Source organism: Nonomuraea diastatica (genome assembly GCF_004349015.1).
GTDB classification, from domain to species: Bacteria; Actinomycetota; Actinomycetes; order Streptosporangiales; family Streptosporangiaceae; genus Nonomuraea; species Nonomuraea diastatica.
This window is the reverse complement of sequence record NZ_SMKP01000219.1, coordinates 1-16503: the sequence shown is the minus strand read 5'-3', so window position 1 is coordinate 16503 and position 16503 is coordinate 1. Positions and strand designations below refer to the sequence as shown.

Genomic DNA, 16503 nt, shown 5'->3' with positions numbered 1-16503 from the left:
CCGCACGGCCAAGCCCACCACCGCCCCGAAGAAGCGCACGCCCACGGCGTCGCCCGAGCGCACGACGGCGCGGCCGACGCCGTCCCGCACCCGTACCACCAAGAAGCCGGTCACGAACGCCACGGCGAGCATTCTCGCGATCGAGCTGATGGGCGGCCCCGGCCAGTCCGGGTCGGGAGGCTGCTACATGCCTCCGGTGCACTTCCAGACCCGTGTGGAGTCGACCAGGCGCGGGGTGTGGGTCTCCTACGCGTGGCTGGTGGACGGCAAGACCAAGGAGAGCGGCAGGTCCTGGGTGCCCGAGGACGACTACACCGCGTTCGTGACCGCCCAGCAGCACATGCTGCCCGCGGGCCGCCACACCGTGACCCTGAAGGTCACCTCGCCCTCATCGGCGCGGAAGAGCATCTCGTTCAGTGTCTGCGCGCTGGAAACCTGGTGACGCCGGAGGCCATCGGCCCGTACCGGGTCGTCAGGCAGCTCGGTGAGGGCGGCCAGGGCGTGGTCTACCTCGGCACGGCCCCCGACGGGACGCAGGTCGCCATCAAGGTGCTGCGGGAGGGCGTGCCGGGCGACGGCCGCTTCGCCAAGGAGATCGCGGCGGCGCGGCGGGTGGAGCCGTTCTGCATCGCGCAGGTGCTGGACGCCTCGCTGGGCGCGCGGCCGTACATCGTGACCGAGTACGTCGAAGGTCCCTCGCTCCAGCGGGCCGGCCTCCACACGGGAGCCGACCTGCAGCGGCTGGCGGTCGCCACGGCCACCGCGCTGGCCGCCATCCACCGCGCCGGCGTCGTGCACCGCGACTTCAAACCGGCGAACGTCCTGCTCGGACGCGACGGCCCGCGCGTCATCGACTTCGGCATCGCCCGTGCCATGGACGCCGCGGTGACCCGTACCAGCAGCATCGTGGGGACACCCGCGTACATGGCGCCCGAGCAGTTCCTCGGCGCGGTCGCCGGGCCCGCCGCCGACGTGTTCGCCTGGGGATCGGTCATCGTGTACGCCGCCACGGGCGCGCCGCCGTTCGGCAACGACTCGCTGCCCGCGGTGCTCAGAAGGATCCAGTACGACGAGCCGAACCTCGGTGGCGTGCCCGAACCGCTGCGCTCGATCGTGTACGGCTGCCTGGCCAAGGACCCGGCCGCCCGGCCAGCCATGCAGGACGTGCTCTTCCAGCTCATCAGCGGCCGGCCCCAGGCCAGGGCGTCCGCCCCGGTCGCGCCGCCTCCGGTGGGAGGACACGGGTGGCCGTCGCCGGAGAGTCCGCACGGCCGGACCGGTCCCACCCACCCGGTGTCCCGTAACCGGCTTGGCATCGCCCTGATCGCCGGCGCGACCGCGCTGGTCGTGACGGGCGGGCTGGCGGCCGCCTGGGTCTGGCTTCCCACGCCACCCGGCGACGCCGGCGCCACCACCGCCACCGTCGCCGCGCCCTCCTCCCCCACCGGCTCGCGTACGGTCGCGGGGAAGAATCAGTCGCCCATGCCGCTGGACCCGACGGCCGGCCGGCGCCCCGGCAGGAAGACCCCGAAACCCACCAGGACCAGGACGAGGACCACGCCGAAACCCACGGGGACCACGTCCAAGCCGTCCGCCCGGCCCACCACCGCCGCACCCACCAGGACGAGAAAGGCGGGCGGGGTGACGTCGGTGTCGTTCGACTACGAGGGCATCCGGATGGGAGGCTGCTGGCGCTACGACATGAACATCTGGGCGAAGGTGTCGGCCACCGGCTCCTACAGTTACCGGTGGTTGCTCAACGGCCAGAGCCAGGGCGCGAAGGTGGGCAACGCGTCGTCGAAGCCGCTTCTGCCGTCGATCGTGTGGAAGAAGGAGGGCACGTACAACGTCGTCTTCGAGGTCTTCGAGCCGGCGCGCACCAGGAAGAGCGCCACGGTGAACATCTGCGATTTCGACGAGGGCTGGTAAGGCGGGCGCTGGCGTCAAAGGGCGGCGGAGGGGCAGGGTGGGCGTGTGATCGTTGCACCAGCGGAAGGCAGGCGTTCCCGATGCCCATGATTCCCCGCTTCCACCTGGCCGTGCCCGTCGACGACCTGGACGCGGCCCGCCACTTCTACGGCGAGCTCATCGGCTGTGCCCAGGGCCGCAGCTCCGGCACCTGGATCGACTGGAACCTGCACGGCCACCAGTTCGTCACGCACCTTGCGCCCGCGCGTACGGAGCGGGTGCACAACCCGGTGGACGGCCACGACGTGCCGGTCCCACACTTCGGGCTTATCCTGACAATTCCGGAATTTCACGAGCTGGCGGACCGGTTCCGCGCGGCGGGCACCGCCTTCGTCATCGAGCCGTACCTGCGGTTCGAGGGGCGGCCGGGCGAGCAGTGGACGATGTTCCTGCTCGACCCGGCCGGCAACGCCCTGGAGTTCAAGGCGTTCGCCGACGACACGCAGGTGTTCGCGGCCGGTTGAGCCCCGGGCCGAGCGGGCGCGGCCGGTTGAGCCCCGGGCCGAGCGGGCGGGCAGGTTGAGCCCCGGGCCGAGCGGGCGCGGCCGGTTGAGCGGCGGGCCGAGAGCCGCGTGGCCGGTCAGTCGCGGGCGGCGTTGCGCAGCGCGCGGTAGAGCAGGCGCGCGTCGCCCAGGTGGTGGCGGAGCAGCTTCTCCAGGCCGCCGATCGGCACCAGGTTCTGGGGTGCGCGGGGGTCCTTGTAGTCGATCCCGGCCAGGGGTGGCAGGGCCAGGGTCAGCGCGTCGGCGAGCCGCACCACCTGCGCGGAGTCGAGGTCGGCACCGGCCTCGCAGCGCGCCACGCCCGCCCACGGGGCGGTCGACCTGACGGGCAGGCGTACGTACCAGGCGTGCCGCCGCCAGCTCGTGCCCATGAGGAACACCGGCGTACGCTGCCCCGGAGCGAGCGCGGCGACCACCGCCGACTGCGGCGACGGCAGGTAGGCGGTGTGGTGGGTCTTGATGTAGCCGACCGTGCGCGGCAGGTGGGTGCGGCCCCGCAGCGGCCCGTCCACCAGCAGCAGGTCGTCGCTCTCCGACCGGTGCCGGACGGCGAGGTCGACCTCCAGCTGGGTGACCTGGCGTTGCAGCGCCAGCGACAGCTCCTCGAAGCTGGAGTCGGCGGCCTTGCCGGGGCGGTAGAGGGCGTGGCCGGTCTTCACCTCGGGAGTGTCCGGCGACGCGGAGATCAGCGTGCGGTTGACCTGGATCTCCGCCAGGTCGGCGCCGTCCTGGCCGCACCTGACGATCCCCGCGGCGTAGGAGGCGGCGATGCCGGGCACGGGCATCGGCGCGCCGGGGTCGTGCACCCACACGCGAGCGTCGATCCTGCGGACGCCGTCGGCGACCAGCAGGGTGCGCGGCGGGTCGGCGTCGGGCCCCGGCGTGACGGGTTTCCAGTCGGCGGCCGGGCGTTCGACGTCAAGCACCAGCTCGGCGCTGGTGGAGCCCAGCTCGGACAGGGCCTCGACGGCGAGGGCAGCGGCGTAGCCGGGATCCCACGGGTCGACGGTGAAACCGGTCACGTGGCCGCCTTCCGCACGTGGGAGCCCTTCGCGTCGCGCCTGACCTCGAAGCGTACCGGCACCCGCTCGGCCAGCGCGGGCACGTGGGTGACGACGCCGATCATGCGGTCCTGGACGGCGGCCAGGCGTTCGAGGGTGGTGGCCACCGTGTCGAGGGTGGCCGGGTCGAGCGTGCCGAAGCCCTCGTCGAGGAAGATCGAGTCGAGCCCTCTGGCGACCGCCCCGGACAGCGCCAGGGCCAGCGCGAGCGCGGCCTGGAAGGTCTCTCCGCCGGACAACGTGCGGGCGCTGCGCCGCATGCCCGCCTCACCGTAGTCGACGACCTCGATGTCGCCGGTCTTGTCGCTGAGCGTGAGCTCGTACTGGCCGTCGGACAACTCGCGGAGCGTCTCGGACGCCGACGCGACCAGGACCGCCAGGGCCTCGGCGCACAACCACCGTTCGAAGGCGTTGGCGCGCAGGCGCAGAGCCAGCTCGTGGGCGACCTTGGCCTCGTGCTCTTTCCTGGTGATCTGCGTTCCCAGGTCGGCGGCGCGGCTCCGGTCGTCCCTGACGCGGTCGAGCGCGCTCTCCACCCGCGCGGCGGCCCCGGCGACGGCCGCGCCGAGCTGGTCGGGCGAGGCGTCGCGCGGCGGGACGACGCCGTGCTCGGCCAGGCGTTCCGCCAGCCTGCGGCGCTCGCGCGCCAGGGTGTCGCCCGCCTGGGCGAGCTGCTCGTCGCAGACCGCCAGCGCCGCCTGGGCGGCCTGCGCGGCCCGGTCGCGCCAGCCGAGCAGGTCGGTCCAGGCCCGGTGCAGGTCGTCGCGGGTGAGCGGCGGCGGCGGGTCGTCGGGTCCGCCGGAGACGAGCAGCCGGTCGCGAGCGGACTCGAGGGTGCGCCAGGCGGACTCGGCCTGCCGCTCGATCCGGTCGGCCTCGGTGCGTGCGCGGTCGAGCCTGCCCCGGGCGGCGCGGAAGCCGTTGCGGGCCTGGGCCGCGACCTCCTCGGCCTTGGCGATCGCGGCCAGCCGTCCTTCGAGCTCGGCCCGGTCGCCGGGCTCGGGCAGCGCGGCGAGCTCGGACTCCAGCCGCTCGGCCTGCCCGGCCAGCATCGACGCCGACGCCTCGGCCCTGGCGTGGGCGGACCTGGCTCGCTCGGCCCGGTCGCGGGCTCCGGCGAGGGCGCGGTCGGCGCTGCGGATGTCGGCGGGCTGCTCGTGGCGGGGCAGCTCGGCGACCGGGTGCCGGCAGACCGGGCAGGGCTCGCCCACGGCCAGCCGGGGGGCGAGGTGGGCGGCGGCGTGGGCGTCGCGCAGGCGTTCGCGCTGGGTCTCCGCGGCGGCCAGCGCCTGCTCCGCGGTCTCCCGCTCGGCGGCCAGGCTCGGCAGCGGCTCCGCCGCGGCCACCGCCTCCGCGCGGGCGCGGGCGGCCTGCGCGGCGTGCCGTTCGCGGGCGTCCAGGGCGGCCAGCGCCGCCCGGGGCGCCCCGCGGTCGCCGAGCGCGGCCAGCGCTTCGTACGCCTCGTGGTCGTCGGCCTCCAGCGTCGCGACCTCGGCGGCCAGCGCCTCCACCGACTCGGCGGCGGCCCGCCGGGCCGAGGCCAGCGTCGGCACCGCGTCCGGCACCCGCAGCGACGCCAGCACCGACCGGCGTTCGGCCACGGCCGCGCGCTCCTGCTCGGCCCGGCGGATGTCGGCCTCGCGGGCCCGCAGCAGGTCGAGGTCGGCGCCGATGGTCTCGGCCAGCCGCCGCAACGCCGCCAGCCGGTCGGCCAGCTCCTGCTCGGCCTCCGCCGTGGCGTCCGACAACTTGCCGAGCTGGTCGCGGGCGAAGGCGGCGTCGCGTTTGGCCTGCTCCTCCTCCTGCACGGCCCGCTGCCTGATGAGCTCGTAGACGTCGGCGTCGAGCAGCTGCACCAGGAGGTCCTGGCGCTCGCGGGGCGCGGCGTGCAGGAACTCCGCGAAGCGGCCCTGCGGCAGCACCACGCACTGGGTGAAGAACCGGTATTCCAGCCCGGTCACCCGCTGCGCCTCCGGGGTGACGTTCTCGCCCTCGGCCAGAGGCTTGACCACCGCGTCGTAGGCCCGCTCCAGCGGCGAGGACGGATCGAGCTCGTCGATCCGCGCCTCCTTGGTCCGCACCGCGCCCTTGGTGTCGCGCACCATCGCCCTGACCACGCCGTAGCGCCGGCCGCCGCTCTCGAAGACCAGCGCCACCTTCCCGGAGGACACCGAGGGTGCCAGGGCGTGGGCGATGACGTTCTCCTTGCCCCAGCGCGGCACGGTGCCGTAGAGAGCGAAGCAGATCGCGTCGATGATCGTGCTCTTGCCCGCGCCGGTCGGGCCGACCAGCGCGAAATACTCGGTGTCGGAGAAGTCGACCGTCACCGGCTCGCGGAAGCTGCCGAAGTGGTCGAGCTGGAGCAGCAGCGGGCGCATCAGCTGGTCACCTCGTCGTGCAGCCGGTCGAACAGCGCGGCCACCTGGTCGTCGTGCCGCCCGGTGGCCGTGAGATATTCGCGGAACAACTCGCCGGCGCCGCGGTCGGCCGAGCCGGTCCTGCGTGCGGCCGGCACCGGTCTGAACCGTTCGTCCAGCATGACGTCGACGGCCCCGGGCAGCAGCTCGCGGACGTCGTCGGCCAGGCCCACGCGGGGTTTCTCCTCGACGATCACCTTGAGCCAGTCGTCGCCCTGTTCCAGGCCCTCCAACTGCTCCAGCGTGCCGCGCACCGTACGCAGCCTGCGAGCCGAGCCGAACGTCAGCTCCCGCACCACGGCCGGGCGGCCGGGCGAGACCTCCACCAGCAGCGCGCCGGGGGTGTTGCCCTCCTCGCCGAAGTCGACGGCGAGGGGCGAGCCGCTGTACCAGATCGGGCACGGCCCCGGGATCTGCTGGCGGCGATGCAGGTGGCCGAGGGCGGCGTACTGGGTGGACGGCGGGAAGGCGGTCGGCTCGAAGTAGTAGGAGAAGATCGACTGAGCCTGCCGCTCGCCGCCACCGAACGCACCGCCGGGCAGCGTGCCGTGCGTGGTGACCAGGTTGACGGTGTCGCCGTGGAAGCCGGCCGTCAGCGCGCCGATCAGCTCGGAGATGCGGGCGGCGTAGTCGCGGTTGTGCTCGGCGGCCGTGCCGGCCAGCACCTCGGCGGCGCGTACGACGTAGCGGTGCGACAGGAAGGGCAGCACGGCCAGCCGCACCGGCTCGCCCGAGCGGGCGGTGAAGGCCAGCGTGCCGCCCGCGTCGGGGCGGCGGAATGCGCCGATGACGTGCAGGCCCAGCTTGCCGAGCACCGGCCGGTAGACCTCCAGCAGCTGCGGGTTGTCGTGGTTGCCCGCCAGCACCACCACGTCGCGGCCGTCGCCGCGCAGGGCCATGAGCGCGTTCAGCACCAGCGCCTGCGCCTCGGGCGTGGGCGCGGAGGTGTCGAAGAGGTCGCCCGCCACGATGACGGCGTCCACGTCGTGGTCGCGGGCGGCGGCAACCAGCTCGCGCAGCACGGCGCGGTGCTCGTCGAGGCGGGAGCGGCCCTTGAGCACCTTGCCCACGTGCCAGTCCGCGGTGTGCAGAATCTTCACGTCATCACCTGTGATCAGAAGGGCGGGATGTCTTCTTCGACGCCGGGCAGGCCCTGGAACGGATCGCCTGAGGCCTTCGCGGCCGGGGCCGCCGCCTCCGCGGGCCGGGTCGCCCACGCGGGGAAGGGGAAGGCGACGGCCAGCGGCACCGGGATCTCCGGCTGGGCGACGAACATGGTGCCCGGCTTGGCGATGGTGGCGCGCTCGCGGACGGCCGGGGGCAGCCAGCCGTACTCCGACCTGGCGGCCTCGGCCGGGTCGAGGCGGCCCGCGACGCGTACGGCGCTGTTGGAGACGATGCGGCGCTCCACCTCGGAGGCCGTCTGCTGGGCGCCGATGAGGATCACGCCGAGCGAGCGGCCCCGCTCGGCCACGTCGAGCAGGATCTCCTTGATCGGCGAGTCGCCCTCGCGCGGCGCGTATTTGTTGAGCTCGTCGAGCACGACGAACAGCAGGGGCCTCGCGGTGCCCGACGACTCCTTGCGGTGGAACTCGCCGCGCAGCACCACGCCCACCACGAACCGCTGCGCCCGCTCCGGCAGGTTGTGCAGGTCGACGATCGAGACCTGGGCGTCGGAGGTGCTGACGGTGTGGTTGCGGTAGAACGGCAGGTCACCCCGGACGATCGGCGACAGCGGGCGCACCGCGCTGCGCAGCCGGCGCAGGAAGGCGTTGACGGTGCCGAGCGGGGTCTGCGCGCCGGTCCACTGCTGGCGCGTGCCCTCGTCCTGCAACTGTTCGGACAGCAGCTCGACCAGGTCGGCGAACGTGCGGGCGCCGGTGCCCTGCACCATGACGGCGCCGCCGTCGCCCACCGGCTCCGCCCACGCCTTCAGCCGGGCCGCGACCTGCCCCACCAGCAGCGAGTAGCCGGCCCGCTCGTCGTCGGCGTCGGCGAAGACGAACCGCAGCAGCTCCTCCTCGCAGAACTCGACCAGCGTCCAGTAGAAGGAGCTCACGCCCTGGGTGCGGGCCGAGACGTGGGGCACGCCGTTGGCGTCGCCGGGGCGTGGCGGGGCGAAGACGTGCACGCTGCCGAACGGCCGCGCGGGCAGCCCGAGCCGGGCGTAGACGGCGCGCGCGCCCTCGTCGAGCAGGAGGTTGTCGTGGTCGAGGAAGAGCAGGTCCTCCCCCTTGACGGAGAAGATCAGCGCCTTGGTGTTGGCCGACTCGGCGTCGAGGACCCCCGAGTTGAAGATCGAGTAGAGCAGGAACGTGGCGAAGGAGGTCTTGGTGGCCACGCCGGAGACACCGGAGATCGACACGTGGGCGCCGCGGGTGCCGTCGAGGAAGTCGAAGTTGGCGTACATCGGCCGGCCGTCGCGGCCCATCCCGATCGGGATGCGCCGGTCCATCACGTCGAAGTAGAGCGCCTGCTCGCGGTCGTCGGACCCGGCGAGATGGACCTTGGCGCCGGGCAGCGGCGGCACGAACACCTCGGGCTCGACCCTGGTCACCCGCACCTCGGCCACCTCGACCACGGCCGCGGGCAGCGCGCCGTCGGCGATGAGGAAGACGTCGGAGTCGTAGGCGGCGCCCTCGTGCCGGGCCTCGACGGTCGTCACCACGCCCGCGACCAGCACCGGGCCGTAGCCGGGCACGTCACGCCTGGTCACCACCACGTCGTCGAGCTGGACGACCTTGCCTGGTTCCAGGCCGACCCAGAACGACAGCGGCGAGGCCGCCTGGGTGCCGAGCACCCGCCCGACCGCGTCTCCCGCCGCAGGTGCGGCCTCCTCCACCGCCTGGCTCGCCCCGTTGACCGTCACGAATCCCTCCGCCCCCAATGATGCCCTTCCATGGGAGCGTAGTAGGGGTCGACCTGTGCGTCCCGCTCATCGGGCGTCCCGGCCGGAAACGGAAACGTAACGCGCCGACCGATACATCACACGTATGAACACACCCCTTTCACGGCGCACGTTGCTGGCCGGGGCGGGCGCAGGAGCCGTCGCCGCGGGGCTCGGCGTGCGGTCCGCCTGGAGCGACGCCCGGCGGCCCCACGACTCGGCGCCGCCGAACATCCTGCTCTTCACCGTCGACGACATGCACGGCGCCTCGCCCGGCTGCTTCGGCGGCCGGGCCGACCTCACACCCGCCATCGACCGGCTCGCCGGCGAGGGCGTCGCCTTCCACCGAGCGCACGTGCCGATCGCGCTCTGCCAGCCGAGCCGCTCCGCGATGATGACCGGCCGTTTCCCCCACCGCAACGGCGCCGAGGGCTTCGAGCCCATCGCCGACGGCGTGCCGATCCTGAACGAGCTGCTCCGCCCGCTGAACTACCTGACGGGCATCCTGGGCAAGGTCGGCCACCTCGCTCCGCGGGAACGGTTCGCCTGGGATCTGAGCGTCCCTCCGGACCAGCTGGGCATGGGCCGCAACCCCGCCGACTACGCGCGGCGCGCGACGGAGCTGTTCGATCGGGCGAAGTCCGAGGATCGGCCGTTCTTCCTGATGGCCAACTCCGAGGACCCGCACCGGCCCTTCAGCGGCAGCGCCGCCGAGCAGCAGAGGTTCGACGAGGACGAGCTGGCGCGCATCGCCAGGCCGTCCAAGGTGTACGGCCCCGACGACGCCGAGGTGCCCGGCTTCCTGCCCGACCTGCCCGAAATCCGCCAGGAGGTCGCGGAGTACATGAGCAGTGCCCGCCGCGCCGACGACACGCTGGCCGCGGTCCTGGCCGCGCTCGACGCGTCCGGGCTGGCCGGCGACACCATCGTGATCTTCCTGTCGGACAACGGCATGGCGGTGCCGTACGGCAAGGCGAACGTATGGGAGCACTGCACGCGTACCCCGCTGATCGTCCGGTGGCCCGGCGTGACCGGCGCGGGCCGCACCGACGACGAGCACTTCGTGTCCACGATGGACCTCTTCCCCACCCTGTGCCTGGCCGCGGGCGCCACCGTCCCCGAGGGGCTGGACGGTCGCGACCTCACCTCGCTGCTGACGGGCGGCAGCCAGTCAGGCCGCGACCGGATCAACACCGTCTTCCACGAGTCCAGCTCCGATCAGCGCTACGAGATGCGCGGCGTCCACGACGAGCGCTGGAGCTACGTCTGGAACGCCTGGTCCGACGGCAGCCTGAACTACCGGGCGGAGAACATGCAGGGTCTCACCTGGCCCGCGATGCGCGACTCGACGGACCCCGCGGTCGCCGCGCGTGCCGAGTTCTACCTGCTCCGCGTCCGGGAGGAGCTGTACGACCTCGCGAACGACCCCCACGCGCTGAACAACCTCGCCGACGGGGGCGCGCCCGAGGCGCTGGCTGGCCGGCGCGCCGCCATGGACGCGTGGATGGGCTCCACCGGCGACCCGCTGCACGACCGGTACAGGGAGGAGGTCATCAACGCGTGACAGACGCTCCATGAGCCATCATGGAGCCCATGAAAGTGATCGTGATCGGAGCGTCGGGGACCGTGGGGCGAGCTGTCGAGGCCGCCCTGAGCCCTCGCCACGAGGTCGTCGCGGCCTCGCGGCGGGGGCCGGTCCAGGTGGACCTCGAAGACGGGAAGTCACTGGACTCGCTGTTCGAGACGGTGCCCGATGCCGACGCGGTGGTGTGCTGCGCCGCCGGCGGGCCGCTGGTGCGGCTGGAGACGGTGACGGACGAGGAGTTCGCCGCCGGAATGGCGGGAAAGCTGCTGGGACAGGTCGCGCTGGCCACGAGGGCGCTGCGTCGCCTGCGTGACGGCGGGTCCATCACCCTCACGGGAGGCACGTTCGCCGCCCCGCTCGCCGACGGTTCGCTGGGCGCGCTGGTCAACGCCGGGCTTGAGGGTTTCGTACGGAACGCGGCGAGCGAGCTGCCCCGCGGGCTGCGGATCAACGTGATCAGCCCGGGATGGATCAAGGAGACCCTGGAAGGCATGGGCCTCGACGGCGCGGACGGGACGCCGGTCACCGAGGTGGCCCGCGCCTACGTCTCGGCCGTGGAGGGCACCGCGCAGGGCCAGACGATCGTCCCGTGACGAGCGGCACGGGCTTCGGCCCGGCTCCGCGGGGCGATCGGTTCTCGCGCCTCGTCCCATAAGGGGGAAAACCGTCCGTGGCGTACGGCATGCCGGACGAGAGCACAGTGGAGCCTGAGGCGCCGTCCGGCAGATTCCGGATCGACGCGTTCTGGCCCGGTGATTCGTCTCCTGCCCGGGCGACGACGACGCGCACGCGCGGTTCCAGGTCACCTTCGATCTGGGGTCGCCACGCCACGTCGCGGTGCCGTACGACGAGCCGCGGCGCCGAGCCGGCGCCCCTCATGGCGCGCCGGGGCCGGACGGTGATGGAGGAACGCGCCTCATCGCCGCCCTGCTGTCCGACCTCGCCGGCGGGCCCTCCTGACCCTCACAGGGCGAACGCCGCCCTGGTCCAGGAGTATTGAGCGTCCAGCACCTCCCCCAGCAGGTCGAACAGCACCCCCTTCGCCTCCGCCTCGACGCGCGTGGACGCCGCGTCCCCGTCGGCCACCAGCACGACCCGGGTGCCGGCCCGATCGACTCCCAGCGCCACCGCGGTCTCACGCGCGTCCACGCACGTCTCGGCGTCGCCCTCCCGGTAGTAGCCCTCGGCCAGGTTGGCCAGCAGAGCCCGGGCGGCCTGGCTGCTCCCCGGCTCCATCGCGTGGGCCACGGCGGTGAGCACCACCGCGTCCACCCGCATCGTGGCCGCCAACCGCTGATGCGCCTCGTCCCAGGGCTCGTCCGGCACCGGTTGTGCCCGGATCGAATCGGCGCCCATGCGCAGCAGGGTCTCCGGGTCCAGGGCCGCCGCCTGCGGGCCCAGGTCGTAGCTGAGATAGGCGGTCAGCGGGAACGGCGGATCCGGCAGCGTGTTGTAACCGAGATAGAGCCCCGGCCCGTCATGCGCGTCGGACAACGAGGAGGTCAACGCACCGTGCGTCACCCGCCCCAGGCCGCCGCACCCATGGTCGGGGAGGGTGGTGGCCGGCTGAATCATCGACATGCACACATTGTTACAGATCGATTACCCAGCGCTGAATATCGGCGGCCACCGGCCGTGAGCGCCACCGGGAAAGTGCGAACGCCGGTCGCTCGACAGCATGCGTCTGCCCTGCAGGGATGACCCTGGACCCGGCCGAGCCCAGGCCACCCTCAGGGCTACGATCCGCGCCCGCTCCGCACTGTAGGCGCGCCGTCGCCTCGTAAAATGACGCCGGTGACCGCAGATGTGATCGTCACCCAGGTGGAATCCCTCTTATCGCGTCACCGTTCCGCGCCCGTCACCGTGGCCGGGTGGCAGCGGCTCGAGCCCTACGCCATCGGGCGGGCGCGCCTGGAGGGCGGGGAGCGGTTGATCGTCAAGTGGATGCGCCCGCATCCGGGCGCGGCCCGTCACGCCACGTCGCAGCGGCTGCGCAACGAGGTGGCCGCGCTGCGGTTCCTGTCCGACGACCTGACGTCCGGCCTGGCGCCGCGGGTGATCGCCGCCGACCTCGACGCGGAGCTCGTCGTGCTGGAGGACCTGGCTCCGCGTACGGCGCTGGACGGGCTGCTGCGCGCGGAGGGCGCCACCGCCCACGCGGACCGGTTGGCCGCCTTCGCCCGCGTACGCGGTGAGCTCAACGCCGCCACAGCGGGCAGGTCAGGACTCTACGGCGTGCGCAGACGCGCTCTCGGACCGGCCGGCGACGCCGAACGGTTCGCCGGGTTTCGCGAGGAGGGACGCCGGCAGGCGGCCCTCCTCGGCGCGCCGATCGAGGGCGGGGCGGAGCGCGAGCTCGCCGCCGCGCTGGAGGAGCTGGAGCATCCGGGACCGTTCCTGGCGCTGAGCAACGGCGACCCTGAGGCCAACAACGTTCTCGTGCACGCGACGGGCGACCCGGACGCCCGCCTCATCGACTTCGAGTTCGCCGGTCGCACGCACGCGCTGCACGACGCCGTCTGCCTGCATGTCCCCGGTCCCGGCTGGGTGTCGGTGGACGCCGCCTTCGCCGGCGGTTACCGCCGCGCCCTGGTCGCCGGCGTGCCCGAGGCGGAGGACGACCGGCGCTACGGCTTCGGCCTGGCCGCAGCCTGCTTCTCCTACGTCCTGGTCCGGCTGGAACGCGTCGCCAGGGTCGACGCCCGCCCGCCAGGCGACGGGAGCCGCGTCCAGCTCGTCGCCACCCTGGAGGCCGCCGCCCGCACCGCCGACGAGCACCGCAGCCTGCCCCGCCTGGCTGGCTGGGCCCGCCGGGTGGCCGGCCTGCTCCGCCGCCGCTGGCCCGACGCGGACCTCGACCTCGATGACAGGGCCGCGTTCCCGCCCTACACGCCCCGCCGACGATGACCGCCGCGTTCTGGCGCGTGTACGGGCGGTCTTCGGCTCGTGGCGCGCGGACAACCGGGCGTTGGCGGACGTGGCATCAGCTCCCACGAAGGATCGTGAGCCGGACGCATGACGTGTTCACCTGACGGTCTTCCCCTGGGTTGAAACGCCAGACCAGACCGTTGACGCATTCGATGGTGCCCGTGTAGTCCCCTGATGAGAGCCGTTGCACGGGGAGCGTGCCCAGGGACATGGTGCCGGCGGTCCCGCCGTAGCACCGTGTCGGCCAGATGCTGCCCGGTGGCGGCCCGGTGCCCCCGCTAGGCGCTCATCGCGCTCCTGACCGCCTCCACCAGGGTGGCGGCTCGCCGGTTCTCGCCGTCCTCCTTGACGTGGTTCATCACGTAGCCGAAAGCGAGCCCGCTCTCCGGGTCGGCGAAACCGAGGGAGCCGCCGAGACCGGGGAACCCGAAGGCCGCGGGGGTGTAGAAGAACACGTCAGGGGTCGGCAGGCCGAAGCCGGTGCCTATCCTGACGGGCATGCGCAGAATGCGGTCGATGCCGACGACCTGTTCCGCGGTCGCCGCTGCCAGGGTGGCGGGGGTGAGGATGCGGTGCCCGTCGACCTCGCCGATGAGGGCGGCGTAGAAGCGGGCCAGCGCGCGGGCCGTGCAGATGCCGTTGGTCGACGGCATCTCGGCCTGCTGCTCGTCGGGGTCGTTGTGGTCGAGCGGGGGCGAGACCACGGACATCGAGCGCATGGTCAGCGACGTCGGATCGGCGTAGGCCCGCATCATCTCGCGGACGGATTCGGGCAGGGCGTCCAGGTCGATCCCGGCCAGGTCCGCTGAGCCGGGCACGGACGTGACGATCCGGCTGACCCGGTGCAGCTCGCTTTTCGGCAGCCCGATCCACAGGTCCAGGTCGAGCGGGCCGGCGATCTCCTCCGCGAGGAAGGTGCCGATGCTGCGGCCGCTCACCCGGCGGACGACCTCTCCGACGAGCCATCCGTACGTGAGCCCGTGATAGCCGTGTTCCGTGCCCGGCTCCCAGTAGGGCCGCTGGGCGGCCAGCGCCTCCACCATGGGTTCCCAGGCGACCGCCTCGGCAGGGGTGATCGGCTGGTCGATGGCGGGCAGCCCGGCCTGGTGGGTGAGCAGCCAGCGCACCGGGACGCGGTCCTTCCCCTGCGCCGCGAACTCCGGCCAGTACCGCGCGACGGGCGCGTCGAGGTCCAGCTCGCCCCGCTGCGCCAGCAGGAGCGCGCAGGCGGCGGTGATCGCCTTGGTGGTGGAGTACACGACCTGCAGGGTGTCCCGCTCCCAGCGGCGGCCCCGGGTGGGGTCGGCGCGGCCGGGGTCGGCGAGGCCGCCCCACAGGTCGACGACCTTCCGGCCGTGCACGTAGACGGCGACCGCGGCGCCTATCTCGTCGTGGTCGGCCAGGTTGCGGGCGAAGGCCGTACGTACTCCTTCGAATCCCGGTGCGGTCTCCCCGCTGATCTCGGGCATTCGTCATCGCCTTTCCGTTGTAGCGGGTCTCTGTCAGGGGCCGGTACGGTGGGCCGCCGCGCGATGGCAGCCGATGCGGTCACTCCCGCGGGCCGAAGGCGATCACGATGTGCCTGCCGTTGGCATAGCTGACCACGGGCCGCCCGAGCAGCTCACCCACCCGGTGGGCGACCTCCTGGAACAACGCGATCGACTCGGGGGTGTCGGCGCTCACCCTGAACCGGCCGTCGGCGGTGAGGTGCTCGGCGACGAGGGGAACGAAGTTCGCCTCGGCACGGGCCTTCTCCTCCGCGGTGAGGGGGGTGCGCCTGGGCCCGGGAAGGTGGGTCATGACAGGTCTCCTTGGGATCGCCGGTGTCCGGGGACGCCGGACGCCCTGGCGAGGTTCGGCGGGCTAGCGGCGCCACCTCTCCATGAGCCACGCGCAGACCTCCGGCTCGGTCATCTCGGGGAACTCCGCGATGAACGCGGCGAGCGCGCGCAGAGCCTCATCGCGGTCGAGACCCTGCGCCAGGGCCGCCTTGAGGTAGTCCTGGCGGGCCGCGGACGGACGGCCTCCGCCCGCGCCCCGGCCCGGCAGGCCGTCGCGCCATCGAATGATCTCCTGCACCCGGTCAGGGCGCCAGCCGGGAGCCCCGTCGATCTCGACGTCGGGCTCGGGGAACGGGCGATCGGAGTCGCCCGGGTAGCGGGAGCGCCATTTGTGCACCGCGTGCCGGGTCACTCCCAGCGCCTCGGCGATGCCGAGAACGCCCAGGTAGTGCTCGGTCATGGTGCCAACTCTGTCTTTCCTGCCCCCTCCGCGGATCTCATTACTACCACGCCGGGAAGGAGCTCCCGCGTCGGCAGAACATCGTCTCTGTCGGAGACAGACTTTATCCTGGCGCAGGAATCATCGTCAACGCCAGAGACAATGTTTCGCGGGCCCAGCGGGGCCGCATGCGTCACCGTGAAGCCGCGTTGTCCCGATGCGGACACATCTGTCAACCAAATGCCGTCGTGCCCCGTCTCCTCTTGCGCACCATCTGCCTCAAGGAGCCGCATTGCGTGTTCGACTGGCCGTCCCCGCCATGGCCCTGGCCCTCGCGTACGCCGCCCTGCCCTCGGCGGCGCACGCCGACACCGTGGCGTACACGTGCGAAACCATCGCGACGGGCATGCAACAGCAGATCAGCCTCGACATCGAGCTGACGATGCCCACGGACGCCACGGTGGGCGCGCAGATGACGATCGGCTGGCGCGGCTCCTACGTCGGCTCCGCAAGACTGCTCGCCCCCACGACGGTCACGGACGGCCAGCTCAAGATGTACGCCTACGCGGGCATCGACGGGATCGACAGGCTGACCTCCGCCACGGGAGTCGGCCAGCTCGGCACGGTCACTCCGGGGCAGCCGATCACCCTGCCCGCGACGACCGTCGAGATGAAGACCACCGCGAATTCCCCGGGCACGGGCACGGTGCACGCCGCCGCCGTCAACTTCGGCCCCACTCCGCAGGAGCGCGTGATCGAGTGCGAGGTCACCGACAAGGAGTCACTGCGGGAATATCCGCTCACCGTCGGCGGACAGTCCGCCGGCCCCAGCCCCGGCGAGACCACCGATACGCCGACACCCGACCCCGGCACCTCCGCCCCTGAGGACACGACCACCAGCCCGCCCTCCGGAGTCTCGGTCACGGTCCTGGTC

The 16503-nt window shown here is 72.8% G+C and carries 15 protein-coding genes; 7 read left to right on the top strand and 8 right to left on the bottom strand.

What is annotated here, in order from left to right; genetic code table 11:
* From E1294_RS53630 to E1294_RS45190, 3 genes are all read left to right on the top strand, one after another.
* A partial coding sequence (locus E1294_RS53630) for a hypothetical protein (RefSeq protein ID WP_165977844.1) occupies nt 1–442 on the top strand: 442 nt, incomplete at its 5' end.
* Nucleotides 439–1929: a serine/threonine protein kinase gene (locus E1294_RS55100; protein ID WP_246083733.1), complete on the top strand. Its 1491-nt coding sequence runs from the start codon at nt 439–441 to the stop codon at nt 1927–1929. The genes E1294_RS53630 and E1294_RS55100, both read left to right, overlap by 4 nt.
* Before the next feature lie 80 nt (nt 1930–2009).
* Entirely contained in the window at nt 2010–2432 is a 423-nt protein-coding gene (locus E1294_RS45190) for a VOC family protein (protein WP_132517839.1), read from the top strand.
* 116 nt (nt 2433–2548) lie between these two features.
* Here E1294_RS45190 and E1294_RS45185 read toward each other — a convergent pair whose 3' ends face one another.
* The 4 genes from E1294_RS45185 to E1294_RS45170 are packed head-to-tail and all read right to left on the bottom strand — an operon-like array spanning nt 2549 to nt 8818.
* Nucleotides 2549–3493 carry a hypothetical protein gene (locus tag E1294_RS45185; RefSeq protein WP_132517837.1) on the bottom strand — a complete coding sequence of 315 codons (945 nt, stop codon included), beginning with the start codon at nt 3491–3493 and terminating at the stop codon, nt 2549–2551.
* The gene (locus E1294_RS45180) at nt 3490–5910 is read right to left on the bottom strand and encodes an AAA family ATPase (protein WP_132517835.1); all 2421 of its coding nucleotides are present in this window, start codon (nt 5908–5910) and stop codon (nt 3490–3492) included. The genes E1294_RS45185 and E1294_RS45180 overlap by 4 nt, the downstream gene beginning before the upstream one ends.
* On the bottom strand, nt 5910–7049 hold the full coding sequence (locus tag E1294_RS45175; protein ID WP_132517833.1) for an exonuclease SbcCD subunit D: 1140 nt from the start codon (nt 7047–7049) through the stop codon (nt 5910–5912). The genes E1294_RS45180 and E1294_RS45175 overlap by 1 nt, the downstream gene beginning before the upstream one ends.
* Before the next feature lie 14 nt (nt 7050–7063).
* Nucleotides 7064–8818: an ATP-binding protein gene (locus E1294_RS45170; protein ID WP_132517831.1), complete on the bottom strand. Its 1755-nt coding sequence runs from the start codon at nt 8816–8818 to the stop codon at nt 7064–7066.
* Nucleotides 8819–8942: 124 nt separating this feature from the next.
* On the opposite strand from E1294_RS45170, the gene E1294_RS45165 reads away from it, so the two are divergent.
* Nucleotides 8943–10400, top strand: a complete 1458-nt coding sequence (locus tag E1294_RS45165) for a sulfatase family protein (protein WP_132517829.1) — start codon at nt 8943–8945, stop codon at nt 10398–10400.
* A gap of 29 nt (nt 10401–10429) precedes the next feature.
* Nucleotides 10430–11014, top strand: coding sequence for a short chain dehydrogenase (locus E1294_RS45160; RefSeq protein WP_132517827.1), 585 nt, complete (start codon nt 10430–10432; stop codon nt 11012–11014).
* A 370-nt stretch (nt 11015–11384) separates the two neighbouring features.
* Here the strand turns inward: E1294_RS45160 and E1294_RS45155 are convergent, their stop codons facing one another.
* Entirely contained in the window at nt 11385–12002 is a 618-nt protein-coding gene (locus tag E1294_RS45155) for a hypothetical protein (RefSeq protein WP_132517825.1), read from the bottom strand.
* Between the two features lie 213 nt (nt 12003–12215).
* Between E1294_RS45155 and E1294_RS45150 the strand changes: the two genes are divergently transcribed.
* Nucleotides 12216–13328: a phosphotransferase family protein gene (locus tag E1294_RS45150; RefSeq protein WP_220448306.1), complete on the top strand. Its 1113-nt coding sequence runs from the start codon at nt 12216–12218 to the stop codon at nt 13326–13328.
* 299 nt (nt 13329–13627) lie between these two features.
* Here E1294_RS45150 and E1294_RS45145 read toward each other — a convergent pair whose 3' ends face one another.
* The 3 genes from E1294_RS45145 to E1294_RS45135 form a co-directional block, all read right to left on the bottom strand.
* Nucleotides 13628–14818, bottom strand: a complete 1191-nt coding sequence (locus E1294_RS45145) for a serine hydrolase domain-containing protein (protein WP_132517821.1) — start codon at nt 14816–14818, stop codon at nt 13628–13630.
* A 79-nt stretch (nt 14819–14897) separates the two neighbouring features.
* Nucleotides 14898–15149 carry a hypothetical protein gene (locus E1294_RS45140; RefSeq protein WP_132517819.1) on the bottom strand — a complete coding sequence of 84 codons (252 nt, stop codon included), beginning with the start codon at nt 15147–15149 and terminating at the stop codon, nt 14898–14900.
* A gap of 63 nt (nt 15150–15212) precedes the next feature.
* The gene (locus tag E1294_RS45135; protein ID WP_132517817.1) at nt 15213–15590 is read right to left on the bottom strand and encodes a hypothetical protein; all 378 of its coding nucleotides are present in this window, start codon (nt 15588–15590) and stop codon (nt 15213–15215) included.
* A gap of 271 nt (nt 15591–15861) precedes the next feature.
* On the opposite strand from E1294_RS45135, the gene E1294_RS45130 reads away from it, so the two are divergent.
* Nucleotides 15862–16503: hypothetical protein (locus E1294_RS45130; protein WP_220448305.1), on the top strand; the 642-nt coding region annotated here is incomplete at its 3' end.